25 protein-coding genes are annotated in these 25093 nt (G+C 63.9%); 7 read left to right on the plus strand and 18 right to left on the minus strand.

Annotated features, from left to right (window positions below; all coding sequences use genetic code 11):
* Positions 1-25: 25 nt before the first annotated feature.
* From CHB90_RS05870 to CHB90_RS05900, 6 genes are all read right to left on the minus strand, one after another.
* Positions 26-469, minus strand: a complete 444-nt coding sequence (locus CHB90_RS05870; RefSeq protein ID WP_089276922.1) for a tellurite resistance TerB family protein — start codon at positions 467-469, stop codon at positions 26-28.
* A gap of 61 nt (positions 470-530) precedes the next feature.
* Complete coding sequence (locus CHB90_RS05875) at positions 531-1313, minus strand: 23S rRNA (adenine(2030)-N(6))-methyltransferase RlmJ (protein WP_089276923.1); 783 nt, start codon at positions 1311-1313, stop codon at positions 531-533.
* A gap of 897 nt (positions 1314-2210) precedes the next feature.
* A complete protein-coding gene (denD, locus tag CHB90_RS05885) occupies positions 2211-3173 on the minus strand; it encodes a D-erythronate dehydrogenase (protein ID WP_089276925.1) in 963 nt (320 codons plus the stop codon).
* Positions 3170-4096 (minus strand): sugar kinase, encoded by a 927-nt coding sequence (locus CHB90_RS05890; protein WP_089276926.1) that lies wholly within the window; start codon positions 4094-4096, stop codon positions 3170-3172. Before CHB90_RS05890 ends, denD begins: the two co-directional genes overlap by 4 nt.
* Positions 4093-5487 (minus strand): FAD-binding oxidoreductase, encoded by a 1395-nt coding sequence (locus CHB90_RS05895; RefSeq protein WP_089276927.1) that lies wholly within the window; start codon positions 5485-5487, stop codon positions 4093-4095. The genes CHB90_RS05890 and CHB90_RS05895 overlap by 4 nt, the downstream gene beginning before the upstream one ends.
* Complete coding sequence (locus CHB90_RS05900; RefSeq protein WP_089276928.1) at positions 5477-6085, minus strand: LysE family translocator; 609 nt, start codon at positions 6083-6085, stop codon at positions 5477-5479. Before CHB90_RS05900 ends, CHB90_RS05895 begins: the two co-directional genes overlap by 11 nt.
* A 216-nt stretch (positions 6086-6301) precedes the next feature.
* Between CHB90_RS05900 and CHB90_RS05905 the strand changes: the two genes are divergently transcribed.
* Positions 6302-7225: an NAD(P)-dependent oxidoreductase gene (locus tag CHB90_RS05905; RefSeq protein ID WP_089276929.1), complete on the plus strand. Its 924-nt coding sequence runs from the start codon at positions 6302-6304 to the stop codon at positions 7223-7225.
* On the opposite strand, the gene CHB90_RS05910 is transcribed toward CHB90_RS05905, so the two are convergent.
* The gene (locus CHB90_RS05910) at positions 7222-8232 is read right to left on the minus strand and encodes a LacI family DNA-binding transcriptional regulator (protein WP_170940990.1); all 1011 of its coding nucleotides are present in this window, start codon (positions 8230-8232) and stop codon (positions 7222-7224) included. The genes CHB90_RS05905 and CHB90_RS05910 overlap by 4 nt on opposite strands.
* 90 nt (positions 8233-8322) lie before the next feature.
* Here CHB90_RS05910 and CHB90_RS05915 point away from each other — a divergent pair, with 90 nt between their 5' ends.
* On the plus strand, positions 8323-9213 hold the full coding sequence (locus CHB90_RS05915) for a phytanoyl-CoA dioxygenase family protein (RefSeq protein WP_089276955.1): 891 nt from the start codon (positions 8323-8325) through the stop codon (positions 9211-9213).
* Between the two features lie 152 nt (positions 9214-9365).
* On the opposite strand, the gene CHB90_RS05920 is transcribed toward CHB90_RS05915, so the two are convergent.
* Positions 9366-10064, minus strand: coding sequence for an RraA family protein (locus CHB90_RS05920; RefSeq protein WP_089276931.1), 699 nt, complete (start codon positions 10062-10064; stop codon positions 9366-9368).
* On the minus strand, positions 10061-10585 hold the full coding sequence (locus CHB90_RS05925; protein ID WP_141135808.1) for a hypothetical protein: 525 nt from the start codon (positions 10583-10585) through the stop codon (positions 10061-10063). The genes CHB90_RS05920 and CHB90_RS05925 overlap by 4 nt, the downstream gene beginning before the upstream one ends.
* 150 nt (positions 10586-10735) lie before the next feature.
* Between CHB90_RS05925 and CHB90_RS05930 the strand changes: the two genes are divergently transcribed.
* Both CHB90_RS05930 and CHB90_RS05935 read left to right on the plus strand, forming a co-directional pair.
* A complete protein-coding gene (locus tag CHB90_RS05930) occupies positions 10736-12517 on the plus strand; it encodes an IlvD/Edd family dehydratase (RefSeq protein ID WP_089276956.1) in 1782 nt (593 codons plus the stop codon).
* 94 nt (positions 12518-12611) lie between these two features.
* Positions 12612-13349 (plus strand): SDR family oxidoreductase, encoded by a 738-nt coding sequence (locus tag CHB90_RS05935; protein WP_089276933.1) that lies wholly within the window; start codon positions 12612-12614, stop codon positions 13347-13349.
* Between the two features lie 7 nt (positions 13350-13356).
* On the opposite strand, the gene CHB90_RS05940 is transcribed toward CHB90_RS05935, so the two are convergent.
* The 8 genes from CHB90_RS05940 to CHB90_RS05975 form a co-directional block, all read right to left on the minus strand.
* Positions 13357-14268 carry a DMT family transporter gene (locus CHB90_RS05940; RefSeq protein WP_089276934.1) on the minus strand — a complete coding sequence of 304 codons (912 nt, stop codon included), beginning with the start codon at positions 14266-14268 and terminating at the stop codon, positions 13357-13359.
* Positions 14269-14426: 158 nt separating this feature from the next.
* Positions 14427-15149, minus strand: a complete 723-nt coding sequence (locus CHB90_RS05945) for an SDR family oxidoreductase (protein ID WP_089276935.1) — start codon at positions 15147-15149, stop codon at positions 14427-14429.
* Entirely contained in the window at positions 15146-16216 is a 1071-nt protein-coding gene (locus tag CHB90_RS05950; protein ID WP_089276936.1) for a Gfo/Idh/MocA family protein, read from the minus strand. Before CHB90_RS05950 ends, CHB90_RS05945 begins: the two co-directional genes overlap by 4 nt.
* Positions 16216-17712, minus strand: a complete 1497-nt coding sequence (locus CHB90_RS05955; RefSeq protein ID WP_089276937.1) for a UxaA family hydrolase — start codon at positions 17710-17712, stop codon at positions 16216-16218. The genes CHB90_RS05950 and CHB90_RS05955 overlap by 1 nt, the downstream gene beginning before the upstream one ends.
* A 100-nt stretch (positions 17713-17812) precedes the next feature.
* Complete coding sequence (locus CHB90_RS05960; protein ID WP_245823177.1) at positions 17813-18763, minus strand: phytanoyl-CoA dioxygenase family protein; 951 nt, start codon at positions 18761-18763, stop codon at positions 17813-17815.
* 109 nt (positions 18764-18872) lie between these two features.
* Complete coding sequence (locus tag CHB90_RS05965) at positions 18873-20468, minus strand: TRAP transporter large permease (protein ID WP_089276939.1); 1596 nt, start codon at positions 20466-20468, stop codon at positions 18873-18875.
* On the minus strand, positions 20468-21283 hold the full coding sequence (locus tag CHB90_RS05970; protein ID WP_089276940.1) for a TRAP transporter small permease subunit: 816 nt from the start codon (positions 21281-21283) through the stop codon (positions 20468-20470). The genes CHB90_RS05965 and CHB90_RS05970 overlap by 1 nt, the downstream gene beginning before the upstream one ends.
* A gap of 116 nt (positions 21284-21399) precedes the next feature.
* Positions 21400-22410 (minus strand): TRAP transporter substrate-binding protein, encoded by a 1011-nt coding sequence (locus CHB90_RS05975; protein WP_089276941.1) that lies wholly within the window; start codon positions 22408-22410, stop codon positions 21400-21402.
* Between the two features lie 205 nt (positions 22411-22615).
* On the opposite strand from CHB90_RS05975, the gene CHB90_RS05980 reads away from it, so the two are divergent.
* From CHB90_RS05980 to CHB90_RS26100, 3 genes are all read left to right on the plus strand, one after another.
* Positions 22616-23287 (plus strand): GntR family transcriptional regulator, encoded by a 672-nt coding sequence (locus tag CHB90_RS05980; protein ID WP_089276942.1) that lies wholly within the window; start codon positions 22616-22618, stop codon positions 23285-23287.
* A gap of 48 nt (positions 23288-23335) precedes the next feature.
* Positions 23336-24181 carry a fumarylacetoacetate hydrolase family protein gene (locus CHB90_RS05985; protein ID WP_089276943.1) on the plus strand — a complete coding sequence of 282 codons (846 nt, stop codon included), beginning with the start codon at positions 23336-23338 and terminating at the stop codon, positions 24179-24181.
* A 235-nt stretch (positions 24182-24416) separates the two neighbouring features.
* A complete protein-coding gene (locus CHB90_RS26100) occupies positions 24417-24842 on the plus strand; it encodes a hypothetical protein (RefSeq protein ID WP_141135809.1) in 426 nt (141 codons plus the stop codon).
* Here CHB90_RS26100 and CHB90_RS05990 read toward each other — a convergent pair.
* Positions 24800-25093: transposase (locus CHB90_RS05990; protein ID WP_141135810.1), on the minus strand; the 294-nt coding region annotated here is incomplete at its 5' end. The two genes, CHB90_RS26100 and CHB90_RS05990, sit on opposite strands and share 43 nt — an antisense overlap.

Raw genomic sequence — 25093 nt, forward strand, 5'->3', positions numbered from 1 at the left:
CCCGCACGACGGCGGACACAAACCCTCAGGGAATGACAGCGGCGCTGCGGGCGGCCTCGTTGTCGGCAGGCGCCACGCCAAGCGCGTCTTCGATCAGCTGAACCAGCGACGCCTCGCGGGCATCGGTGATCCCGTCGGCCCAGGCCACCTGCCACAGTGCCTGCACCGTCTCGACCCGGTGGGCATAGTCGACATTCTCACGGATCAGCGCCGACATCCGGGCATCATCGGTGATCTCATGCGCCAGCCGTTCACAGGTGGCGCGCATCTTGGCCGCCTCCACCGGGTTGAGGCCAAATGCCTTGGACAAGGTCCGGTCGATCTGGCTGATTTCCTCAAAGAGGTAGGTGTTGTCGGCCTGTGCGACCCGCACAAGCAGCGTCCCCAATGCCAGTTTGGCGTCGGGTTCCGGCAGTGGTTCCGGCTTGCGGGGGCCGTGGTGAAAAAAGGCTTTCAATCGGTCGAACATGGGCGGCACTCCGCGTGGTTTGGCCTTGGGTAACATGGTCCGCGCAACGGCGCCACGCGCCTCAAGCGGCCAGTTTGGCGAATTGTGCCGACAGTGTTTTCAACGCCTCATCCAGCCCCCAGGGCGGGTTGACGATGAACAGGCCAGAGCCAGTCATTCGGTGGCCGTCGCGTGCCGGGGGAAAGGTGACCTCATGGCGCAGCCCGTCGGGGAAATGATCCTGCAAGGTGCGCAGCATCGGGGCATGGGGGGCGTCGTTCAGCAGTGGATACCACAGGATCATCGCTCCGACGTTCCACTTGCGGGCGACCTGTGCCATCGCCTTGGGGACGGTGGTGTAGTCGGTCTTGATCTCCCAGCTGGGGTCGATCAGCACCAGGCCCCGGCGGGGGTCGGGGGGGCACAGGCTTTGGATCAGGGCAAAGCCGTCCTCGAGGTAGACCCGCGTATTTGGCGCGCGCACGACCTGTTTCAGGGCGGCGTGTTCCTGCGGGTGAAGCTCTGCGAGATGGAGCCTGTCGGTCGCGCGCAGGAGGTTTTGCGCGATGAGGGGAGAGCCGGGATAGGCGGTTGCGCCGTGGGTGTCCTGCACCTGGGCCAGGGCGCGGGCATAGGGATGATCCGGGGCGAACCATGCGGAGGCAAGGGTAATCCCCTTGGCGGCCTCACCTGTCTTGCGCGCCTCGGCCCCCGACAGGTCATACAGGCCCCGCCCGGCGTGGGTCTCGATATAGGTGATCGGCTTGGGCTTGCGGGTCAGGTAATCGAGGCACCACGCGAGGACCGCGTGTTTGTGGACATCGGCGAGGTTTCCGGCGTGATAGGCGTGTTGATACGACAGCATGATCGTCGCCTAAGGCCTTGGCAGGTCACTGGCAAGGGCGCTTGCACGCGACTGGCAGCGGGGTGAGGGCTGTCCACATGTGGACACTGTTCGGGGTGTTTGAAATCAATGGGTTACAGAGACGGTTTTACTTTGCGTTAGGGATTGAGGCGCGCGTGGTGAGGTGACAGCCGCACCCTGCGGGCGCTTGGCCTGCGGGTGATCTTTGCCGTTCAGGCCGCCCCGCCAGTGTGTTTTCCATCGCGTGACGGCGCAGGGGCGGGCGAAGTCAGACACGCCGGACACTGTCGCCCACCAGCGTCTTTTCGGCCTTCCTTTGCGCGCCTTTGCGCGCGGGCGCGCCCTTCGGAGTAGGCAAGGATGGAGAGGGGCGAAAACCGCGTCCCAAAAATACTGCGGAAAAAATACTGCGGAAAGACGACAGGCACGCCGCCACAAAGTCCATGCGGGGCAAAAATGATCGGGTCCAACATGAAGGCCCAAAGCCAATGCAGGTCAGTAGAGTCGTCGAGGATGTCCGCCCCCCTATGACGCGGGCGGACGGCTGTCAGGCGAAAATCCGGGCGTTTGGCAGTCTCGACAGGGGCCGCAGTCACATGTGCGGACCTGTGATTTCTTTGCAAGACCCCCCTGAATTGACGCTCTCACGGGCTGACGTCTGGCGGAATGCCCGATCCGCCACGGGGTGCCAAGCCGTGGCGACATCGGTTCAGGACACCCGCCCGACGCGCCGGACGGACCGGATCAAGTTCGCCCAACCGGGACAGCCTGACCGCTCACGGGACTTGCAGGCGCAAGCCCCATGACCTCGGCGGATCTGCGCGGGTGACTGGCAATTGCAGCGCCAGCCGCCAGTCGCCCGGAGGTATTTGATCAGACCAGTCGCTGTTGGCCGGATCAGGCCGGCAGGTCGTCTTCGAGGAAATAACGGATGTTGTCCTCAAAGCTCGCGTCGGCCTCCAGCCCCAGACGGGCGGCCTTTTGCGGGCGGATGTCGTTGCGCCAGCCCTTGAGAATGGGCTCAATCTCGGGCTGCGGTTCCCATGTGATCAGCTTGGCCGGTTCCGGGCCTGCAACGGCGGTCAGGGCGTCGATCATCTGCCCGATGGTCCAGACCCGGCCCGGCATTGTCATGGTCGGGTTCAGGCCCAGCGCATCGCGGGGGATTTCAGCGCCTTTGATCAGGTTTTCGACGCATTTGCGCGGGCTGAGGTAGAAGTGGTGGAAATCCTTGTCCACCGGGCAGTTGGCGGTTTGCCCCTGCAGCGGTTCGCGAAAGATCGACGACATAAAGCCAGAGGCGGCGCGGTTGGGTTTGCCGGGGCGCACAGAGATTGTCGGCAGGCGAAAGCCACGCCCGTCGATAAAGCCCTTGCGCGCATAGTCGTTGACCAGCAGTTCGCCGATGGCCTTTTGCGCGCCATAGCTGATTTGCGGGTTGGGCAGGGAGTGATCGGTGAAGGGTTGCGGCACCTCGCCGCCGTAGACGGCGATGGAGGAGGTAAAGACCAGGGCCGGGCAGGTTCCCAGCGCGCGGGCGCGTTCCAGCACGTTCAGCGTGCCCATCATGTTGACCTTGTAGCCAAAGTCGAAATCCTGTTCGGCGTGGGCCGAAACAACCGCTGCCAGCAGGTAGATCACGTCGGTGCCTGCGGGAATGGCCTGCGCGACCGAGGCGGGATCGGTGATGTCACAGGTCAGCGTCTGAACAGGAAAGGGCGCGTCGATCGGGGCCGGATCGGTGATGTCGGCAAGTGTCAGACCCGAGATTTCGGCGTCGCGCAGGGTGCCGCGTTTGGCAAGCGCGCGGGCGAGTTTCTGGCCGACAAGTCCGGCCCCGCCGAGGATGACGATGTTCATGAGGTTTCTCCTGTCTCGAAGATCTGTGGCGCCAGCGCGCCGGGATGCTGGATGACCTCTGCGGCCAGGTGGGCGGCGCGGGTCATTGCGGTGCCAAGGTTGGCCCCCATGGCCTGCGCCGCGAGAAAGCCGGCGCCAAAGCTGTCGCCCGCCGCCGTGCTGTCGACCACGCGGGCCACGTCCGGCGGCGTGCAGGTGACCGTGCCATCGGTCTGGGACCAGCCGTGGCACGGGGCCTCTCCGTTCTTGATCACCACGCAGGAGGCCCCGGCGGCGCGGTAGCGTTGCACGGTTTCCTCTGGCGTGGCGTCCTGAAAGGCGAGTTGTTCCTCGTCAAAGCTGGGCATCACGGTGTCCGATACCGCAGCCCCTTGTAGCAGGCCGGAACGCATCGCCTCGGCGCTGTCCCACAGGCGCGGGCGCAGGTTGGTGTCAAAGGCGATGTGGCTGCCCGCCGCGCGGGCGCGCCCCAGCGCGGCGCACAGGGTCTTGCGCGCCTCGGGCGTCAGGATCGCCAGCGTGATGCCGGAAAACTGGATCACGGCGCGGTCCTTGAAGATGGTGTCCAGCCAATCGGGATCGTCGGCCAGCGTCCGGGCCGCCGATTGCCCGCGCCAGTAGGAAAAGCTGCGCTCGCCGTCGCGGGTCTGGATCATGTAGAGGCCCACGGTGCGGTCCGGGATACGCCGCAGCGTGTCGGTGGCGACGCCCTGGCGTTCGATGAACTGTGCCAGATCGGTGGACATCGCGTCGTCCCCGATCACCGTGCCGTAGCTGACCGTCCAGGGCGTGGGCAGCAGTCGGCGCGCGTACCAGGCGGTGTTGAACGTGTCGCCGGCATAGCCAAGGCGGAACAGTCCGGGGCTGTCGGGGGCAGGGGCCATTTCGATCATGATTTCGCCAAGTGTCAGGAAACGCGTCATTCTGCGGCCTCTTGCAGGAATTCAGGGGGCAAAAGCTTGCCCGGATTGAGGATGCCTTTGGGGTCGAACGCCTGTTTGATGGCGCGCATGTAGGTCAGGGCGGGGCCGTGTTCGACCGTCATGAAGTCCTGTTTGCCGATGCCGATGCCGTGTTCGCCCGACACCGTCCCGCCAAGGCGCAGGGCGGTTTCCCCCAGCGTATGGGTAAAGGTATGGGCGCGGGCCATTTCATCGGCGTCGTTCGGGTCGACCGACAGACCGGCGTGGAAATTGCCGTCGCCCACATGGCCGACGATGGTGGCGGTCAGGTTCAGGCGTTTGGCGTCGGCCTGCGATTGGGCAATGGCCTCTGCCAGGTGCGAAATCGGCACGCAGACATCGGTGGGCCAGATGTGTTTGCCCGGACCCAGCGCGGCAGAGGCATAGTGCGCGTTGTGGCGCATCGCCCACAGGGCGTTGCGGTCCTCTGTCGTGGTTGCGGTGCGCCAGCCGCGCGCGCCGCTGTCCTGCGCGATCTCCTCAAAGCTGGCCATCTGTTCGGCCACGGCGCCGGGCGCGCCGTGAAATTCCAGAAACAGATGCGGTTCCTCGGGCAGTCCCGCGTTGGCATAGGTGTTGAAGCCGCGCACCATCATGTGATCCAGAAGTTCGATGCGCGCCATGGGAATGCCGCACTGGATGGTGGCGATGACACAGGCGACGGCTTGGCCGACGTTCTCGAACCGGCAGGTGGCGGCGGTGATGCATTCGGGCTGGCCGTGTAGTTTCAGCGTGAGTTCGGTGAGGATGCCCAGCGTGCCTTCGGAGCCGATCATCAGGTGCGTGAGGTCATAGCCTGTCGCCGATTTGCGCGCGCGGCTGCCGGATCGGATCACGGTGCCGTCGGCCATGACCGCCTCGACCGCAAGCACGTTGTCGCGGATGGTGCCATAGCGCACGGCGGTGGTGCCAGAGGCGCGCGTGGCCGCCATGCCGCCGATGCTGGCATCCGCGCCGGGATCGACGGAAAAGAACAGCCCCGTGGCGCGCAGTTCCTCGTTCAGCTGCTTGCGGGTCAGGCCGGGCTGCACGGTGCAGGTCAGATCCTCGGGCTGGATACTCAGGACGCGGTTCATGCGGCTCATGTCCAGACTGATGCCACCGCGCAGCGCAAGGTGCTGACCCTCCAGCGAACTGGCCGCGCCATAGGCCGTCACCGGGCAAGTGTGATCATGGCAGATCTTGAGGATCTGCGACACCTCAGTGGTGCTGTCGGGATAGGCCACCGCGTCGGGCGGGGTATTGGGATAATAGGTCTCATTCTGGCCGTGCAGGCGGCGGTCGGCCTCTGACGTGGTCAGGCGGTCACCCAGCAGTTGGACCAGCGCGGCGATGGCGGTGTCATTTGGCATCAAGAGCGCCTCCGGCAGAGAAGATGGCAAGGACGACGACCGCCAGCATAGAGGCCGCCATGGCATAATTGATACCGCGATGCGCGGCCTGTGACAGGTTCAGCCGGTGCAGCGATGCCCCGGCGTAGAGCCAGGCAAGGTGGATGGGAATCCAGATTGCGTTTACGATCAGCAGCTTGGCGGCGGTTTCAAAGACAAGGCTGTCAGGCGCAAACGGGAAACCGGCAAACAGCGTGGTGTTGACGGCGTAGGCCTTGGGGTTGATCGCCTGCAACAGAATACCGGACAGGACGGCAGGCGGGGCCTTGGCCTCGACAAAGGCGATCTTGCTGCCGGCAAAGGCGATGCGCGCGGCAAGGTACAGCAGATAGCCGATGGAGGCGGCCATCAGGACCGTGCGGATGACCGGGACCGACAGGACAATCGCCGCCACCCCCGAGATCACCGCCAGCGCCACAAGGTTGGTGCCGATGAACAGCCCCAGAACATAGGTCAGACCCGGACGAAAGCCATAAGCCGCGCCCAGTCCGGCAGTCGACAGCACGCCGGGACCGGGGGTGATGATCAGGAAAAACACCGCAAGCGCAAAGGTCAACATGGGGTGGGCCCCCGTGGTGCATGCATGGTGTTCCTCCCGGGACGTGGTGTCTGGACCCGCTTGCATGGCGGTCCATTTGGTATACCATCCGCAGTCAAAACCAGCCGGGACGGGAAGTCAACGGCGTGCGGGGGACGGCAAGACGCCGCTTGCGGCCGGGGGCCGCATCGTCCCGCGCGCGGTCCTGTCTTTGGCGCGCAACAGGGGAGGTCGCGCATGTCTGACAAGGTCAAGGTGGGGTTCATCGGCGTCGGGTTGATGGGTCATGGAATGGCGAAGAACCTGCTGGAAAAGGGGCATCCGCTGGTGGTCAAGGGCAACCGCAACCGCGCGCCGGTTGAGGATCTGCTGGCACGCGGCGCGACCGAGGTCGCAACCCCGCGTGAGATGGCGGCAGAGTGCGATGTCATTCACATCTGCCTGTCCAACGCGCCGCAGGTCGAAAGCGTCTTTCGCGGCCCCGACGGCATTCTGACGGGGATGCGCGACGGGCTGATCGTGGTGGATTGCTCGACCTCCGATCCCAACGTGACGCTGGCCTTGGCGGCAGAACTGGCAGAGCGCGGCGGGCACATGGTGGACGCGCCGCTGGGCCGCACCCCAAAAGAGGCCGAGGCCGGAACGCTGGACGCGATGGTCGGCGCAGATGCAGAGGTTTTCCAACGCATCCTGCCGGTGATGGAATGCTGGGCGGGCAATATCAATCACGTTGGCCCGGTCGGCGCGGGTCACAAGATGAAACTGATCATGAACACCATCGCAATGAGCTATGCCGCCCTCTACTCCGAGGTGACGGCGCTGGGGGCCAAGGTGGGCATTCCGCCGGTGACAATCCAGCGGGTGATCGGATCGTCCCGGCTGGGCAACGGGTTCTTCGATACCTTCATGAGCTACGCGGTGGACCGGGATCGGGACGCGCACAAGTTCTCGATCGCCAATGCGTCCAAGGACGTGCGCTATGCGCTGGCCATGGCCGCCGAGGCGGGGGCGCTGTCGCCGATGGCCTCTGCCACGCGGCAGTATTTCGCACAGGTCGAGGCGCAGGGCTTTGCCGAGGACTATGTCCCCTTCCTGTCCGACCATGTGGCGCGGATGAACGGGCTTGATCTGGAAGAAGAGGCGAAAAAGGGCCGCGACTAGCCGGTCGCCCGCCGCACCAGTGTATAGCCAAGGTCGATGATCCTGTCGGCCAGCGGCTCTCCGGCTGTGGCGGCCAGCGTCAGGCGTGCGGCCTCGCGCCCGATGGCCTCTCCGTCGATGCGGATGGTGGTCAGCGCGAGGCCCGCGTCGCCCGCCACATCGATGTCGCCAAAGCCGGTGATCGCCAGCAGGCCCGGCACGTCCAGCCCGCGCCGCATCGCCTCACACCAGGCGCCGACGGCCAGCGCGTCGCTGACGCAGATCACCGCATCGGTATCGGGCCAGCGAGCCAGGGCCTGCGCCAACCCCTGCGCGCCAAAATCCGGCCCGCTCAGGGCGTCATCCGGGGGCAGGGACAGAATGCGCGGCTCAAACCCCTCCAGTGCGCCGCGATAGCCCGCTTCGCGCAGATCGGCACGCGTGTCGTTGGCATTGGCAACCCGCAAAAACACCGGGTGTTTGCGTCCCGAGCCGATCAGGTGGCGTGTCATGTCGCGCCCCGCCGCCCGGTTGGAAAACCCGACCGCGGCAAAGATCGGGTCATCGGGCAACTCCCATAGCTCGATCACCGGCAGCCCGGCGTTTTCCAGCAGGCGACGGGTTTGCGGGGTGTGGTCGGTGCTGGTCAGAACCAGCGCATCGGGGCGGCGGCCCAACAGGGTCGAAACCATGCGCGCCTCCTTGTCCGGTGCGTAGCGCGTGCTGCCCAGCAGCAGTTGCAGTCCCCCGGCGCTCAACCCCTCTTCCAGACCGCGGATCGTGGTGGCAAAGACCGGACGATCCAGCGTCGATACCAGCGCCCCCACCACGCGTGAGCGCTGAGACGACAGGGCACCTGCGGTTTCGTCCCGGACATATCCCAACGCGTCCACGGCCTTGTGCACCTTGGCAAGGGTGTCCGGGCTGACCTTGGCGGGCGTGCGCAAAGCCCGGCTGACGGTGATCTTGCCCACCCCGGCGGCGCGGGCCACATCCCCCATCGTCACCCATTTTCGCGGATCGCTCATGTTGCCCCCTTTGACAGGCGCCAGAATGCCGTGGTATCGGTGCCATGAAAAGTATGGTATCGATACCACGCAAGCGGGAGGGAAACGCGGATGCTGAGCCATGAACAGCGGGAGTTCTACGAAACAAACGGCTATCTGAAGGTCGAACAGGTTGTGACACCTTTGGAACTGGCCGAATTGCAGGCGGTGACAGACGGTTTGATCGACGAGTCGCGGCAAGTGACGCAAAGCAACGAGGTTTACGACCTCGATCGCGGCCACGGACCACAAGAGCCGCGCCTGACCCGGATCAAGCTGCCACACAAGCGGCACGCGATTTACGACCGGATCCTGAAGCAGTCGAAAGTGACCGAGGTGCTGACCGATCTGCTGGGGCCGGACACCTTTCTCAATACCTCCAAGCTGAACACCAAGGCGCCCGGCGGCGGGGCAGCCGTGGAATGGCACCAGGACTGGGCGTTCTACCCGGCCACCAATGACTCGTTGCTGGCCTTTGGCCTGATGCTGCGGGATGTCACCCCGGACAACGGCCCGCTTCTGGTGATCCCCGGTTCCCACAAGGGGCCTGTGTTGAGCCACCATGCAGGCGGCGTGTTTTGCGGCGCGGTCAATCCGGACGACCCGCAATTCGAACGCGACAAGGCAGTGACCCTGACCGGACGCGCCGGGGACATGACCGTGCATCATGTCCGCATCCTGCACGGCTCGGCCCCAAATGTGTCGGATCGGGCGCGGCAGATCCTGTTTTACGAATGCGCCAGCGCCGACGCCTGGCCGTTGCTGGGCGCGTCAAGCTACATCCACTCTCTGGGGCAACGCCTGTTCTGGCAAGACCTGCAGGACCGCATGATCACCGGCACGCCTTGCCTGGAGCCGCGCCTTGCGCAAGTCCCGGTTCGGATGCCGCTGCCACCTGCACCGGACAACAGTTCCATCTTCAAGACGCAGGAAAGCGGCGGCGCCAAAAGCGCCTTCGCCTGATTTCGAGCAAAAAAAGGGGCGCTGCCCCTCTGCGCTGCGCGCATTCACCCCGGGATGTTTCTGGCCAGAAGAAGCGACAATCCTGCGTTTCTTCTGGCAAAAAATATCCCGGGGGAGTCAACCGAAGGGAGACGGGGGCAGCGCCCCCTCTTTTACCCGATCTCCACTGCGCTGCCATCGGCCAGCATGGCGTCGATGTCCATGGGCGTGCAGAAACCGTCCTTGACCTTGGCCTCCAGCTCGGCCTCCAGCCGGGCGACCTCTCCCAGTTTGCCAATCACCGTGTCGATCTGCGCAAAGGGGATCACCACCACGCCGTTGCGGTCGGCAACGATCATGTCGCCGGTCGCGACGTGGCGACCGCCCACATTGGCCGACGCGCCCAGTGATCCCGGCCCGGAGACGCATGGCGAATTCGGGTTCAGTCCGGTGCACCACGACGGCAGACCCGCCGCGACAATGCCTTCGTAATCGCGCATCGGGCCGTCGGTGACAAAGCCCGCAGCGCCTGCATTCTTGAGCATTCCCGACAATTGGTCGCCGATGGTCGCGCTGCCCTGATACCCGTGCCCCGCATGCACCAGCACGTCGCCCGGTGTCAGCAGGTTGACCGCCGCCAGCGTGGCGATGATGTCGCCGGGTCCGCTGTCAGCGACCAGGGCGGGTCCGGCGACCGCGCAGGCGAGATCCCGGCCAAAGCCCAGCGGCGCGATGTTTGTATCCATCGCGCCCAGGCCGCCCATGGCATCGCAGAGAAAGGCGGTTTCGACCCCCTGAAAGGCGGCGATCTGTTCGGCAGTCGGGCGCGGCGCACCTTTGACCAGCGTCAGCTTGGGCGGTTCTTCGATCATGGTTGTTTGTCCTCCGGGGTGATCGGGTCGGGGTCGGGGTCGGGCAGCCGCCACAGCAGACGGATATAGGCCAGCCCCGAGGCCGTGGCGGTGCAGCGGCTTTTCTGGGTGCGGATCTCTTCGGCGGGGATCTCACGCAGGATGGCCAGTTCCTCCATCCGGTCGCATTGTACCAGGGAGGACAGCAGATCGTATTTCAATTCGATCCCTGCCAGTGCGGCAATGCGCTCTGGAGCGGCGTCGCGCAGATGGTCCATGCGCGCTGCGATCGCAGCGGACCATTGCGCGCGCGCGTCCTCAAAACAAAGTGTCGCCACCGCCGGTGTCTCTGTCGCGTCTTGCAGACAGATGGCATGGGCGCCATCGATGCAGCCGGTGGGTTTCTTACCCAGATCAATGGCGGTTGCGATGCAGCTGCGCACCGTGTCCAGATCCAGCCGGTCTTCGGCGCTGGCGGGTGCGGCGCAGGCCAGCACCAGCATCAGGGACGCCGCGCGGCGCGTGGCGGGGGGCCATTTCATGATCATTCCTCCCGGGGCAGGGCGGTCTGCGCCCTTGCTGTCGTTTGTGGTCTCGTGCGAGGTTGCTTGCATTTGGTATACCAAATTGAAATGCTCACACAAGAGTTGAGACCCGTCAGAATCGGCGGGCACCAGAGGGGGAGAATGGTCATGTCCGATACCCGCGCGAACAAGCGCTTTCGCTCACAAGAGTGGTTCGACAATCCGAACAATCCGGGGATGACCGCGCTCTATGTCGAGCGTTATCAGAACAGCACGTTCACCCGTGAGGAATTGCAGGGCGAGCGGCCGATCATCGGCATCGCCAACACCGGCAGCGATCTGGCCCCTTGCAACAAGATCCACGTTTTCCTGATGGACCGCATCAAGGCGGGTATCCGTGAGGCCGGGGGCGTGCCGATGAAGTTTCCGGTGCATCCGATCCAGGAAACCGGCAAGCGGCCCACGGCGGCGCTGGACCGCAACCTTGCCTATCTGTCGCTGGTCGAGGTGCTGCACGGCTATCCGATCGACGGGGTGGTGCTGACCACGGGCTGTGACAAGACCACGCCCGCCATGCTGATGGGGGCGGCCACGGTGGACCTGCCGGCCATTGCGTTGAACGGCGGCCCAATGCTGGACGGCTGGTGGCAGGGCAAACGCGCCGGGTCCGGCACCATCGTTTGGGAAAGCCGCCGTCTGCTGGCCGAAGGCAAGATCGACTATGAGGAATTCATGGCGCGGGTCTGTTCCAGCGCACCCAGCCTTGGCCATTGCAACACCATGGGCACCGCCAGCACCATGAACGCCATGGCAGAGGCGTTGGGCATGTCCCTGACCGGCAACAGCGCCATTCCCGCGCCGTTCCGCGAGCGTATGGCCATGGCCTATGAGACTGGCCAGCGTATCGTCGAAATGGTTCATGAGGATCTGAAGCCTTCGGATATCCTGACCCGCGAAGCCTTTGAGAACGCCATCGTGGTCAACACCGCCATTGGCGGGTCGACCAACGCGCCGCCGCATTTGCAGGCGGTGGCCCGTCATGCGGGTGTGGATCTGAACGTCAAGGACTGGGAGACCGTCGGGTTTGACGTGCCGCTGCTGGTCAATATGCAGCCTGCGGGTGAGTACCTGGGCGAGAGCTTTTTCCGCGCGGGCGGGGTGCCCGCGGTCATGGGCGAATTGATGTCAGCGGGGCGTCTGCACGGCGAGGCGATGACGGCCACGGGCAACACAATGGGGGCGAACCTGGCCGGGGTCGACAGTCTGGATACGGATGTGATCCGCCGCTACGATGCGCCGATGCGGGAAAAGGCGGGGTTCAAGGTCTTGTCCGGCAACCTTTTTGACAGCGCACTGATGAAGACCAGCGTAATTTCACCGGATTTCCGCGCGCGGTTCCTGTCAGAGCCGGGCAACGAGGGCGTGTTCGAGGCGAAGGCCGTGGTGTTCGAGGGACCGGAGGATTACCACGACCGGATCAACGACGCGTCGTTGGACATCGACGAAAAGACCATCCTGTTCATTCGCGGCGTCGGGTGCGTGGGCTATCCCGGCTCTGCCGAGGTGGTCAACATGCAGCCGCCCGATGCGCTGATCCGTGCCGGGATCAACCACTTGCCGACCGTGGGCGACGGGCGGCAATCGGGCACGTCCGAGTCGCCGTCGATCCTGAACGCCTCACCGGAATCGGTGGTTGGTGGCGGGTTGGCGCATTTGCACACCGGCGACCGGGTGCGGCTGGACCTGAACGCGGGCACCTTGAACGCCTTGGTGGATGACGCAGACTGGCAGGCCCGGGTCGATGCCTGGGAGGCACCGGAGATCGTACATCAGACGCCATGGGAAGAGATCTATCGCACCCATGTGGGGCAGTTGGCCGAGGGCGGGTGTCTGGAGCTGGCCACCGCCTATCAGCGGATTGCCAAGGATCTGCCGCGCGACAATCACTGACAGGCGCGGGAGGTGAGGTTGGAGGGGGGCGCTGCCCCCCGCCTTCGGCACCCCCCGGGATATTTTCGGACAGAAGAAAATCAAGGAGGGGCGGATGTCCAAGACGATTATCATAACCGGCGGCGCGCGCGGAATCGGCAAGGCCTGCGCGCAGGTTTTTCTGGATGCGGGCTGGCGCGTCGGGATCGTGGGCCGGACGGCAGAGAGTGTGCAGGCCATGGCCGACAGTCATGCGAATGCGCTGGCACTGCCGTGTGATGTTGTGGATGAGGCGGCGGTCGGCGCGGCCTTTGACACAGCGATGGCGGAGTGGGGGCGGATTGATGCGCTGTTCAACAATGCCGGTGTTTCGGTCATGGGCGGCACTATCGACGAGACCTCGGTTGCGGATTTCCGGCGGGCCATAGACATCAACCTGACCGGGTCGTTCATCTGTGCGCGGGCGGCTTTTGCGCGGATGCGGGCGCAGGAACCGCAAGGCGGGCGGATCATCAACAACGGGTCAGTGTCGGCCTATGTGCCGCGCTGGGGGTCGACCCCCTATACGGCCTCGAAACACGCGATCACCGGGCTGACGCGGTCGATTTCGCTGGACGGGCGGCCATTTGGGATTGCTTGCGGGCAGATCGACATTGGCAACGCCGTCACGGACATGTCCGAGCGGATGAAGAAGGGCGTGCCGCAGGCTGATGGCTCGATCAAGCCTGAGGCCATGATGGACGTGTCCAACGTGGCGTCCAGTGTCTTGCATATGGCGTCGTTGCCGCTGGAGGCGAATGTGCAGTTCATGACCGTCATGGCGACGACCATGCCGTATATCGGGCGCGGGTAACGGCGGTTCAGCGGGTGTTGGGAACGGGGCGGCGGACGCGGCCCCGGACCTTGCGCTCACGCTGCCAGATGTAGAGGCCGGAGGCGATGATGATCGCCCCGCCGCCCAGCGTCCAGATCGTGGGCCAGGTGTCGAACAGCAGGATGCCGGCCATCGCGGCCAGAAAGATCTGGATGTAGATCACTGGCGCCAGGATCGAGGCATCGGCGAGACGGTGGGCGGTCACGGCGGCGATATGGCCGCCTGCGCCGAACATGCCGATCAGGACAAAGGCGATCCATGCGCTGCCTTGTGGCCAGGTCCAGCCGCCCAGCACAAACGGCAGCAGGGCGAGTGTGGCCGCGCCGCTGGACCAGATCTGTTGGGTGGCGTTGCCTTCGACCCCGGCCAGCAGGCGGGTCATGATGAAGTAGCAGGCGGCCATGGTCAGCGCGGCGAGTGACAGGAACATGGCGGGGTGAAAGCTGATCCCCCAGGGCTGCATCACCACGATCACCCCCAGAAAACCGACGCAGACGGCGACGATCCGGCGCAGGCCGACCTTTTCGCCGAGGATCGGGATGGCCAGCAGGGTGACAACAATCGGCCCGGCGAACATGATCGTGGTGGTCACGGTGATCGGCAGGTATTTTAGCGCGGTGAAATTGCACACCGTGCTGCCGAGCAGGAAAAAGCTGCGCATCAGCTGTCGGACGGGCGCGTTGGAGACGAAGGCCTGGCGGCCCTCTTGCGATCCATAGAGCGTGACGGCGACGATGAAATGCCCGGCATAGCGGGCAAAGACGACCTGAAGGGCGGGCAGGCCGGCGAGGATCAGCCATTTGGCGGCGCTGTCGATACAGGTGAATCCGACCACCGCCAGCATCATCAGCAGGACGCCGGAGGCGGTTCGATCTTCGCGGGGTTTTGGGTCTGACATGAGGGGTTCTTGCGCCGCCGACAGAGCGGCGTCAATGGGGTGTCCACGCGTGGACAGGTTTTCGGTTATGCAAAATCAATGGGTTACAGAGACGATTTTACGAAGTGTTAGGATTTGCGCCCGGGGTGGGGCCAAGCCCCGACGCCCGGCGCGGAGGCTCAGCCGGTGGCCCAACCGCCGTCGATCACATGTGCCTGCCCGGTGGTAAAGGCGGACTCATCAGAGCCCAGATAGACCGCCAGATGGGCGATTTCCTGCGGGGTGCCGATGCGGCCCATGGGCTGGCGCGCATTGAACGCCTTGAGCGCCTCCTCGTAGTCGCCCATGGCGCGCAGCCGGTCGTGCAGCGACGGGCTGTCGACCGTGCCGGGACAGATGCAGTTCACCCGGATGCCCTTGGTCACATAGTCCAGCGCCACGGATTTGGTCAGGCCGATCACCGCCGCCTTGGACGCGCCATAAATGCAGCGGTTCGGCGCGGCGACGATGCTGCCCGCAATGCTGGCGATATTGACGATGGACCCGCCGCCGCGCTGTATCATGCCCGGCAGGGCCGCCTGCATGCTGTGAAACTGCGAGCGGACATTCAGCGTCATGGCAAAGTCAAAGTCGTCATCGGTGGCGTCCAGCAGCGCGCCCGCATGCACAAACCCGGCGCAGTTGACCAGAATGTCCGGGGCGGCGGCCTCTATGGCGCGGGTCAGCGATGCCTTGTCAGTCACGTCCAGCGCGAAGGTTGTCCCCTGAAGCCCCTGTAGCAGGTCGCCGTTCAGGTCCGTGGCGGTGACCTCGGCGCCCTCACGGGCATAGCTTTCGGCGATGGCGCGGCCAATGCCCTGACCGGCGGCGGTGATGAAGGCGCGTTTGCCCTTTAGTCTCATGTCAGAACTCCTGTGAAATCGCCGGGCACCTCGCCCCGTTTGACCGGGCGGTGTGTCTTGCCGGACAGCGCGGTGGCCAGCGTCATTTCCAGCGCCGCAAGCCCGTCGGCGGGGCGGCAGAGGACGTCATCGCTGCCGGTTTCGAGAAACGCGGCAAAGCGGTCGATCTGGGCGCGGATCGGGTCGATCCTGTCGAAATGCGGCCCCGGCGTGCGTTTCAGCGGTTTGGACCATTCGACCTCACCCGGATCGCTTGCGCCCCAAAGGGTCAGGGACGGAAAGGCCAGCGCGCCCAAGGTGCCGGTAAAGCGCAGGTAGTCCTGATCTGATCCGGCGATTTCTGGGTTCTCTGCCGATGTTGCCTCAAACGACCACGGCGAGGCCCCGGCGTCGGACATCAGGAAAGACCCCAGCGCGCCGTTTTCAAACCGGAAGGCCAGCGCGGCAGTGTCTTCGATCACCAGTCCGCGTGTGGCGGAAGAGGTGAGCGCCGTGACCTCGGTCGGCAGGCCGGTGAAAAAGCCCAAGAGGTCAATCTCATGGCTGAGGTTGCTGGCCAGCGGCCCGGCGCCGGGCAGGCGACGCCATGGCACATCGTAATAGGTGTTGTGTTTGCGCACCGACCAAAAGCCTTGCAGCCCGACAAGTTGACCGATGGCGGGCAGGGCCTCGCGCATGGCCATGACATAGGGATGGCAGCGGCGGTGATGCCCGACGATGAGCGGCAGGCCTGCGGTGTCGGCGGCCTCCATCATGGCGCGGGCATTGTCGAGGGATTCTGCAAAGGGTTTTTCCACCAGCACCGCCCAGCCGCGCCCCAGCGCCGCGAGGGTCGAGGGCAGGTGATCCGGCGTTGGCGTTGCGATCACGCAGGCGCGGGTTTCGGCGGGCACCTCGTCGAGGGTAGCGACCGCGTTCAGGCCCTGTTGCGCCAGTTTCGCGCGGGTTTCGGCATGGGGTTCGACCACGGCGGTCAGGGTGATGGCGGGCGAGTCGACGGCGACCTCTATATGGCGGCGTCCGATGCTGCCTGCGCCGATCACGCAAAGGGGAAGCGGCGTTGTCATCACATCACCGCCCCGATTTGCCAAGGCACAAATTCATAGTCGCCAAGGCCCTGCTGTTCCGATTTGGACTGTTCGCCGGAGGCCATGCGCAGCCACATCTCATAGATCTCGCGGCCGACCTGTTCGACGGATTTGCCGTCGCTCAGGATGGTGCCGGCGTTGATGTCCATGTCCTCTGTCATGCGGTCGAACATCTGGGTGTTGGTGGCGACCTTCATCGAGGGGCTGGGTTTGGCACCAAAGGCCGATCCGCGCCCGGTGGTGAAACAGACGAGGTTACAGCCCGATGCGATCTGGCCGGTGACGCTGGCGGGGTCGTAGCCGGGGCTGTCCATGAAGGTAAAGCCGCGGGCCGTCACGGGTTCGGCGTATTTGTAGACGCCGCTCAGCGGCGTCGTGCCGCCCTTGGCCGCCGCGCCGAGGCTTTTCTCAAGGATGGTGGTCAACCCGCCCTTCTTGTTGCCGGGGGAGGGGTTGTTGTCCATGCTGCCCTTGTTGCGTTCCGTGTAATCCTCCCACCAGCGGATCAGGTCGATGAGTTTTTCGCCGGTGGCTTGGTCGACGGCGCGGGCGGTCAGCAGGTGTTCGGCGCCGTAGATCTCCGGCGTCTCGGCCAAGACCCCGGTGCCGCCTTGGGCGACCAGCAGGTCACAGGCGTAGCCGACGGCGGGGTTGGCGGTGATGCCGGACCACGCGTCAGAGCCGCCGCATTGCAGGGCGACCATGAGGTCAGAGGCGGGGCATTCGGTGCGGGTGGCCTGATTGACCACGGGCAGCATCTTTTCGATCTTGGCGATGCCCAGTTCGATGGATTTGCGCAGGCCCCCCACGTCCTGGATGTTCATGCTCTGGAACAGGGGGCCGGGTTTGAGGCCGTAGGCCTCGACCAGCCAGTCGATCTGGTTCATCTCACAGCCAAGGCCCGCCATCAGCACGCCGCCGACGTTGGGGTTGCGGGCATAGCCCCACATGACCCGCTGCAGCGCCTCGAACCCCTCGGAGCCCTGACCGGCCATGCCGCAGCCGGTGCCGTGGACAAAGGCGACAACGCCGTCGACATTGGGGTAGGCGGCCAGTTTGTCCTCGGTGAAATGGGCGGCGATCTTGCGCGCGGCGGTGGCGGAACAGTTCACCGAGGTGAGGACGGCGATGTAGTTGCGGGTGCCGGTGCGGCCGGTGTCGCGGCGGTAGCCCATGAAAGTGTCTTGGGTTGCGGCGGGGGTCACGGGGCGCAGGTTGGTGCCGAACTCATAGGCCATGTCGACGTTGCGGAAGTCCAGGTTGTGGGTGTGGACATGGGCGCCGGGGGCGATGTCCTCTGCCGCGTAGCCAATGACCTGGGCGTATTTGATCACCGGCGCGCCTTTGGGGATGTCTTGCGTGGCGAGTTTATGCCCGCGCGGGATCAGCTGGGTGGCGCCCTCTTGCCCGATTTCAAGCGGGGTGACGGCGGTGACGACATTGTCGGCGTCGGACAGGCGGACGGTGTTGGGCATTGTGATTCTCGGCTGTTGAGGGGGGCGCTGCCCCCCGCCTGCGGCCCCCCCGGGATATTTCAGGCCAGAAGAAACGGGGGGCGCGGCAAGGATTGAGGGGTCAGGCGCAGACCGGGCTGTCGGCGCTCCAGCGGTGGATCGGGATATGCGGCTGGCCGGAGAGGCGCGCGCGGGTGTCTTGCCACATCGCCTGCCAGATGCGCCAGTCGCGCAGTTCGGTTTCGAGGGATGAGCGCGAGCGGGCGATGAATTCGGGGAAATGCGAGCGCCCGGTGGGTTGGCCGGTCACGTTGAAGCGGATGTCAAAGCTCCACCGGAACTGGTCGGATTGGTTGGCCAGCGAGGCGTGGGGTGTGAGTGGGTGGAACAGCACCGCGCCGCCTGCACGAACCGGCAGGGGGCGGGCCTGTGTCTCATCCAAACAGCCCGGCGCGATGGCGGTCTGTTTCTGCGGGCAATGCGGGTACATCTGCGGTTTGCCCGGCACGACCTGCAGGCAGCCGTTGTCGACCGTGGCATCGGTGATCGCGAGCCAGACGGTGACCATCTGTGTGGTGTCGCCGGATTCATGCGCGACGGCGCGGTCCTGATGCCAGTCGGTGGTGGTGACATGGGCGCGCAATTCGTCCGAGCGCAGCGTCACGGAGGGCGGTTTCAGGCGGACGTGCTGGATGGGATTCGAGGTCAGCTCGGCCCCGATGAGATCCTCGACCATGTCCAGCAGGTGCGGGTGGGTCAGCATGTCAAAGACGGCGGGACCAAAGTGGAACGGGGTGTCGGCGGTGATCTCACCGCCGGGCAGGGAAATATCCATCGGCTGAAACCAGTCGCAGCCGGCCTTGTAGGAGAGCAGCAGCTTTTGCCAGAAATCGAGGCCGCTGCCGTCGCGGACAAGGCCCTGAGCCTGCCAGCCCGCATAGAGCCTGTCGAGAAGGTCGCTGTATTCCGCTCTGACCGCGTCAAGCGTGGCGCTGTCCAGCACGTCGTCGATGACGAGGTAGCCTTGGGTATTGAAATGGTCGATTTGGTCCGGGGTCAACATGCGAGGCATGGACACACCTCCGTCAAAGGGGATTGTCAGGCGCCCCGTCGCGAAAGGGACCGAAGGGGGCAGGAACGACCGGACCAGGGCGTACCCGGTCCGGACAAGGTTCAAACCGTCACAGGAAGATCGTGACGATGGGCGGCCAGGCCAGAAGCACCGACAGCGCCAGCAGTTGCAGGGCGATGAAGGGCAGGAAGCCGCGGAAGATATCCGTAAGCGAGATATGCGGCGGTGCCACCGATTTGAGGTAGAAGGCGGCGGGCCCAAAGGGGGGTGACAGGAAACTGACCTGCATGTTCATACAGAACACCACGCCGAACCAGATCGGAACATAGCGCGCGTCCACACTACCCAGAAAGCCGATTTCCTCTGCCGGAAGCCGCACCACGATGGGCAGGAAGACCGGCATGATCAGCAACACGATGCCGACCCAGTCCATGAACATCCCCATGATGAGGAAGACCACCATCATGACAAGGATGATACCCATGGTGGGCATGTCCGCGCCGACAATCAGGTTGGCGACATAGGTCGGCCCGCCCGCCAGCGTATAGGCCGCCGCAAGCGCCGCAGCACCGATGGTGACCCAGATGATCGTGCCGGTGGACTTCAGCGTGCGCAAAAGCGCGTCCCAGACAATCTCGAACGTCATCTCTCGGCGGATCATGCCGATGGTAAAGACCGCGACAACGCCCATGCCGGCCGCCTCTGTGATGCCGGTGATGCCGCCATAGATCGACCCAAGGACAACGCCGATCACCACGATGGGGGCAATCAGGCCATAGCCCATTTCCCAGCCCTTGGCGGTGCGTTCCATCCCGACGATGAAATACATGATCACGCCGAACAGGACAAAGGTGCCGATCAGCCACGGGATGTCCGCGACCATTCCCAGAAAGATCGGATCGACGCCTTCGGTGATCACGTTGTTGCCGGTCACGGTGAAGAACAGCGCCCGCAGGGTCAGAACCCCGGTGATCCACATGCCAAAGCGCGACACGAAGCCAAGGAACATCAGCCGTTTTTCATTGCCTTCGGGCGCACCGGGTTCCTGCGGTGGCAGGGGGGCCTGATCCGGGTCAAGCTGGGTGCGTATGATGATGTAGACAATGAAGAAGCTGGCCAGCATGAAACCGGGCAGGAAGGACGCGGTGAACAGCGCCTTGATCGAGGTCTCTGTCACCAGCCCGTAAAAGATCAGCACGATCGACGGCGGGATCATGGTGCCAAGGCTGCCGCTGGCGCAGATGGTTCCGATGGCTAGGTTCTGGTTATAGCCCAGCCGCAGCATCTGGGGCAGGGCGATCAGGCCCAGCAGGACCACCTCACCACCGATGATCCCGGACATGGCGGCCATGATGACGGCCATGATCGAGGTCACGATGGCGATGCCGCCACGGGTGCGTGACAGCCAGACATTGAGCGAGGAATACATGTCGCGCGCAATGCCGGAGCGTTCCAGCAGCGCCGCCATGAAGATGAATAACGGCACCGATATCAGGACGTAGTTGACCATCTGTCGGTAAACCGCCTGACCCAGCACGTTGAATGGCCCCTGGCCAAAGCTGCGGAACAGGATGTCGTCGCCGAATTTCAGGTACAGCGTGACCACGGCCAGAAAGGCCGAGGCAAAGCCCAGCGGCATACCGATGGCCAGCAGCACGAACATCAGCAATAGAACAACGAGGGAGAGTGTGCCGATGTCGACCATCAGTTCTTGTCCACTTCCAGGGTTTTGCGGATGTTCTCGATCTCTGTTTCGTCGATCTCATCGGCAGGGTTGTGGTGTTCGGGGGCTTTGTTCCAGTCGGCTATCAGGTTTGACAGCGCCTGTAGCGCAACCATGATGACGATCACCAGAACGGCGGTCTTGACGGTGCCGGGGATGGGCGGATCCCACGCAGAGCCGTAGCCTTCGAGGCGCAGGAGACGCCGCTTGGCGTCGGCGTAGCCGCCCCAGACAAGGCAGAAGGCAAAGACCCAGATCAGCGAAACAGAGATGATGTCCGACAGTTTTTGCAGCCAGCGGGGCATCATGTCGTAGATCACATAGATGCGGATGTGGCTGCGCTGCTGCATGGCGTAGAGCCCGGCAAACAGAAAGACGATGGCGGCGATCCACAGCGACAGTTCGTTTGCCCAAAGGGTGCCGCCGCTAAAGACGTAGCGGGCGACCACCTCGTAGAACATCACGAGGACGATGAAGGTGATCCCGATCATCGACAGCCGTCCCAGGATCAGGCTGAGGATGTCAAAGGGCCCGGTGCGTTCCACCTCGATCGAGCCCCGGATGTCAGAGGTAAAGATCGCGGCAAAGATCAGCGCCAGCGTCAGTGTGGTCATCATGGCGACGACGATCATCCGGCCTTCCGGGCGGATCATTTCATGCACGCCAAGCGGTTCGTCGGTGATGAACAGGCTGAGGATCAGCCAAGCGTAGATCACCAGCGCCAGCGCGCAAAAGACGATCATGGCCCACCGCACCGGCGTTCTGAGTGGCCCCAGCCACACGCTTTCGGAATTCATGCCCTGCCTCCTTGTTGTGTTGGCCTATTTCGTTGTTCCGGCCTGTTCTTGAGACGAAAAGCGGCGGACCCTGTACAGAGTCCGCCGCTGTGTCACTCGTCCGTCAGATCAGGCGATCAGTCGGCAAGCAGGCCAAGCTGGCCCAGGTAGGCACGGTGGCTGGCGACAAGCGCGGCGGCCTCGGGCGTCTTTTCGGCCCAGCGGTCCCATGCAACCTGTGCAGCCTTGCGGAAGTCGGCGCGGTCTGCGGCCGACCATTCATGCAGCGTCACGCCTTTGGCGGTCAGCATGGCAGCGGCTTCGGCGTTCTTCTTTTCATTCGACAGCGCGGTGTGCAGGGCAAGTTTCTGCATGGCGGTGTCGATGATACGCTTGTGCTGATCGCTCAACCCGTTCCAGACGTCGAGGTTACAGGCAAGGTGGTCCGACGGCATCGAGTGGAAGCCGGGGTAGGTGGCATGGTTGACGATGTCATAGAGACCCAGGCCGACGTTGTTGTTCAGGCCCGATGCGTCGGCGCCGTCGATGATGCCGGTTTCAAGCGCGGTAAAGATCTCGGTGAAGTCCATCACGATCGGCTGGGCGCCCAGTTCTTCGAAGATCTCTGTTTCCAGGCCCGGAGGCGAACGGAATTTCCAGCCTTTCAGATCGTCGGGACCGGCGAGCGGCTTGGACGAGGACAGCGATTCCTGACCGTAGATCCACCAGCCGACCAGCTGCATGTTCTCGGCGTTGTAGAGTTCCTGCGCGGCCTCGTAGCCACCGCCGTAATACAGCCAGCTCAGCTGCTGCCACGGGGTGTCATAGCCGCCCATGATGTCGCCGACAAACTGGAACGCCGGGTTCTTGCCGGTCTGGTAGGCACCGCCGGTCATGTCGCAGTCGAGGATGCCGTTGATGGCCGCGTCAAAGGTCTCGGTCGTGGCCACGACGGACGAGCTGTAGAAGATCTCGATGTCGATTGCACCGCCGGACATGACCTCGATGTCATCGGCGAACTGTGCCGCAAGAATGCCCGAGGGATGTTCGGTCGCATAGTGTGACTGGATGCGCAGGGTGACGTCCTGCGCGGTGGCCGCGGATGCGACAATGGCAACGGCCGCGGCCGTCGTCAGAAGATTCTTCATGTGTTCCTCCCTGCGGCGGGCTCCCCCCCGCCTGTTTTAAATCCGGGGGCAAGCCCCCTGACCAGGATGGTATACCACCCGGCAACGCCACGCTAACCAAAGCCTTATCGACAGGCAAGGAATTTTGGTATACCAAATCTTCTTCATGCAGGGGCGCCCTGGTTGGCGCGGAAAAAGGTGCGGATTCAGAGAGGTGGGCTGCGCCATGGTAGACGGGACACTGCCTGAACAGATCGCGACTCGATTGCGCAGGGACATCTTGCGCGGCAAGTTGCCCCCCGGTGCGCCGGTCAAGGAGCGCGACCATGCGGCGGAACTTGGTGTCAGCCGCACGCCAATGCGCGAGGCGATTCGGATGTTGGCGAAAGAGGGGCTGGTCCAGTTGCGCCCCGCAAGGTCCCCCATCGTTGCCAAGCCCAGCTTTGAGGACGTCGCGCACAACATCGAGGTGATGGCGGCGCTGGAGGTGCTGTCGGCCCGGCTGGCCTGTCAGCGCGCCAGTGACGCCGAGATCGACGAGATCGCCGAGGTGGCGGGCCGCATGGAGCGCGACTACGACAAACTTGACCGGCTGGATCTGTTCGAACTGGACATGAGCTTTCACCGGGCGATTGCCCGCGCGGCGGGCAATCCGGTTCTGGACGAGACCCATGGCGCGCTGCTGGCGCGGCTTTGGCGGGCGCGCTATCTGTCGGCCAGCCGGAAACGATCCCGCGATAGGGTGCTGCGCCAGCACGCGGATATTGTCACCGCCTTGCGTGCCCGCGATGCCGTCGCGGCGCAGACCTCTGTGCAGGCGCATCTTGACCATCTGCTGGTCAATGTCGTCGATGTGTTCGATGCCGAAGAGGCAGAGCCCGCCCCGGCGGAGAAGTGAGCCCGGATCAGACAACCGCGGACCCCAGGAACAAGGAATGGGAAAGACATGAAACTATTGCGATTTGGCCCCGTGGGCGGTGAAAAGCCCGGACTGCTGGACAGCGACGGGCAGGTGCGCGACCTGTCGGCCCATGTGGCGGATTTCGAAGGGCAGACCGTGTCGCTGGAGGCGCTGGACCGGTTGCGGGCCATTGACCCCGCCAGCCTGCCGGTGGTGGGCGATCCGGGCCGGATCGGCGCTTGCCTTGCCTCGGTGCCGAATTTCTTCTGCGTCGGGCTTAACTATGCCAAACACGCGGCGGAAACGGGCGCGGAACCGCCCAAGGAGCCGATCCTGTTTTCCAAGGCCAGCTCTGCCCTGTCCGGCCCCTATGACCCGGTTGTGATCCCGCGCAATTCGGTCAAGGGTGACTGGGAGGTCGAACTGGGTGTGGTGATCGGCAAGACCGCCTCTTATGTGTCCGAGGCGGATGCGCTGTCTTATGTCGCGGGCTATTGCGTCATCAACGATGTGTCCGAGCGTGAGTTTCAGATCGAGAAGGGCGGCCAATGGATCAAGGGCAAATCGGCCCCGACCTTTGGGCCGACCGGACCGTGGCTGGTGACAGCCGATGAGGTTGCCGATCCGCAGAACCTGAAGGTGAGCCTGGATCTGAACGGCGAGACGGTGCAGGACAGCGACACCTCGGACATGATTTTCGGCGTGGCCGAGATCATTTCTTACATGTCGCAGTTCATGAAGCTGGTGCCGGGGGACATCATCGCCACCGGCACGCCGTCGGGCGTTGGCATGGGCATGAAACCGCAGCGCTTCCTGCGTCCGGGCGACGAGATGGTGGTGCGGGTCGAGGGGCTGGGCGAGCAGCGCCAGACAACGGTCGCCGCCGACTGAAACCCGCGACCAGGACTGCTTGGTTTCGCGATAGAAAAGGCCCCCCACGCGGGGGCCTTTGCTCGTCGGGGGGAATGTGAATGGTTGCTGGGGTCGGAGCGCAGCGTCCGCTCCGACCCCATTTTGTCGAATGTTGCACTCTGGTCGAATGTCCGATGGGAGTGATCAGTGCTCTGAGAATAGCTGGCCATCTCAGCCTTTAATCTGTATATTTTTGCATTGAAGGAGTGCTTCAATGAGCAGAATTGCATTTGAAATGCGGGACGAGATGGACGCCATGTCCGAAGAGCAATTTGAAGATGCGATGGGTCTAAGCAAAGCTGCTTTTCTTGAATATTTAGACGAAGCATCGGCTGCTGAGGCTAGATGTGAGGCGAGGCTTGGCGAATGTGCGCCCGAGTTTTCGGCACACAAATTGCTTTCTGACGGAGGGATTTCCAAAGGCCTGTTCGCACTATCGGATGTCCGAGGCGCGCCTTCTTCTTTGATCTTTGGTAGCTACACCTGCCCGATTTTTCGACGCCAATCAGATAGGATGAAAGATTTGATTGCGCGCCATAAATCGGCTTTGTTGCGCAAAGTCGGTAACGTCCGGAGTTCCCCTTTCCCCGGACGCAATTATCCCACAGGCTCTGTGACGGGTATGCCGAGCGCGGTGTAGCCGTTGAGCACGGCGGCGCGGATCTGAAGTTCGGCGACCTGACGATCGAAGTCGCGCGCCATGAGGCTCTGCCCCAGCAGCTTCACGCAATGCATCTTCGTCTCGGCGCGGCTTCGTCGGTGGTATCCGCTCCATTTTCTCCAGATGGCGCGGCCAAGGTATTTCGAAGCGCGCAGCGCCTCGTTCCGAGCGATAGCCCCTGCAGTCGATGGCTTCCACGGCTTGGCATTCTTGCGCGGCGGTATGACGGC

The sequence above is a fragment of the Antarctobacter heliothermus genome (assembly GCF_900188425.1).
GTDB lineage: Bacteria > Pseudomonadota > Alphaproteobacteria > Rhodobacterales > Rhodobacteraceae > Antarctobacter > Antarctobacter heliothermus.

Coding starts and splice junctions, on each gene's coding strand:
- CHB90_RS05870 (WP_089276922.1), bottom strand. CDS start 469: ATGTTCGACCGATTGAAAGCCTTTTTTCACCACGGCCCCCGCAAGCCG.
- CHB90_RS05875 (WP_089276923.1), bottom strand. CDS start 1,313: ATGCTGTCGTATCAACACGCCTATCACGCCGGAAACCTCGCCGATGTC.
- denD (WP_089276925.1), bottom strand. CDS start 3,173: ATGAACATCGTCATCCTCGGCGGGGCCGGACTTGTCGGCCAGAAACTC.
- CHB90_RS05890 (WP_089276926.1), bottom strand. CDS start 4,096: ATGACGCGTTTCCTGACACTTGGCGAAATCATGATCGAAATGGCCCCT.
- CHB90_RS05895 (WP_089276927.1), bottom strand. CDS start 5,487: ATGCCAAATGACACCGCCATCGCCGCGCTGGTCCAACTGCTGGGTGAC.
- CHB90_RS05900 (WP_089276928.1), bottom strand. CDS start 6,085: ATGTTGACCTTTGCGCTTGCGGTGTTTTTCCTGATCATCACCCCCGGT.
- CHB90_RS05905 (WP_089276929.1), top strand. CDS start 6,302: ATGTCTGACAAGGTCAAGGTGGGGTTCATCGGCGTCGGGTTGATGGGT.
- CHB90_RS05910 (WP_170940990.1), bottom strand. CDS start 8,232: ATGAGCGATCCGCGAAAATGGGTGACGATGGGGGATGTGGCCCGCGCC.
- CHB90_RS05915 (WP_089276955.1), top strand. CDS start 8,323: ATGCTGAGCCATGAACAGCGGGAGTTCTACGAAACAAACGGCTATCTG.
- CHB90_RS05920 (WP_089276931.1), bottom strand. CDS start 10,064: ATGATCGAAGAACCGCCCAAGCTGACGCTGGTCAAAGGTGCGCCGCGC.
- CHB90_RS05925 (WP_141135808.1), bottom strand. CDS start 10,585: ATGAAATGGCCCCCCGCCACGCGCCGCGCGGCGTCCCTGATGCTGGTG.
- CHB90_RS05930 (WP_089276956.1), top strand. CDS start 10,736: ATGTCCGATACCCGCGCGAACAAGCGCTTTCGCTCACAAGAGTGGTTC.
- CHB90_RS05935 (WP_089276933.1), top strand. CDS start 12,612: ATGTCCAAGACGATTATCATAACCGGCGGCGCGCGCGGAATCGGCAAG.
- CHB90_RS05940 (WP_089276934.1), bottom strand. CDS start 14,268: ATGTCAGACCCAAAACCCCGCGAAGATCGAACCGCCTCCGGCGTCCTG.
- CHB90_RS05945 (WP_089276935.1), bottom strand. CDS start 15,149: ATGAGACTAAAGGGCAAACGCGCCTTCATCACCGCCGCCGGTCAGGGC.
- CHB90_RS05950 (WP_089276936.1), bottom strand. CDS start 16,216: ATGACAACGCCGCTTCCCCTTTGCGTGATCGGCGCAGGCAGCATCGGA.
- CHB90_RS05955 (WP_089276937.1), bottom strand. CDS start 17,712: ATGCCCAACACCGTCCGCCTGTCCGACGCCGACAATGTCGTCACCGCC.
- CHB90_RS05960 (WP_245823177.1), bottom strand. CDS start 18,763: ATGCCTCGCATGTTGACCCCGGACCAAATCGACCATTTCAATACCCAA.
- CHB90_RS05965 (WP_089276939.1), bottom strand. CDS start 20,468: ATGGTCGACATCGGCACACTCTCCCTCGTTGTTCTATTGCTGATGTTC.
- CHB90_RS05970 (WP_089276940.1), bottom strand. CDS start 21,283: ATGAATTCCGAAAGCGTGTGGCTGGGGCCACTCAGAACGCCGGTGCGG.
- CHB90_RS05975 (WP_089276941.1), bottom strand. CDS start 22,410: ATGAAGAATCTTCTGACGACGGCCGCGGCCGTTGCCATTGTCGCATCC.
- CHB90_RS05980 (WP_089276942.1), top strand. CDS start 22,616: ATGGTAGACGGGACACTGCCTGAACAGATCGCGACTCGATTGCGCAGG.
- CHB90_RS05985 (WP_089276943.1), top strand. CDS start 23,336: ATGAAACTATTGCGATTTGGCCCCGTGGGCGGTGAAAAGCCCGGACTG.
- CHB90_RS26100 (WP_141135809.1), top strand. CDS start 24,417: ATGAGCAGAATTGCATTTGAAATGCGGGACGAGATGGACGCCATGTCC.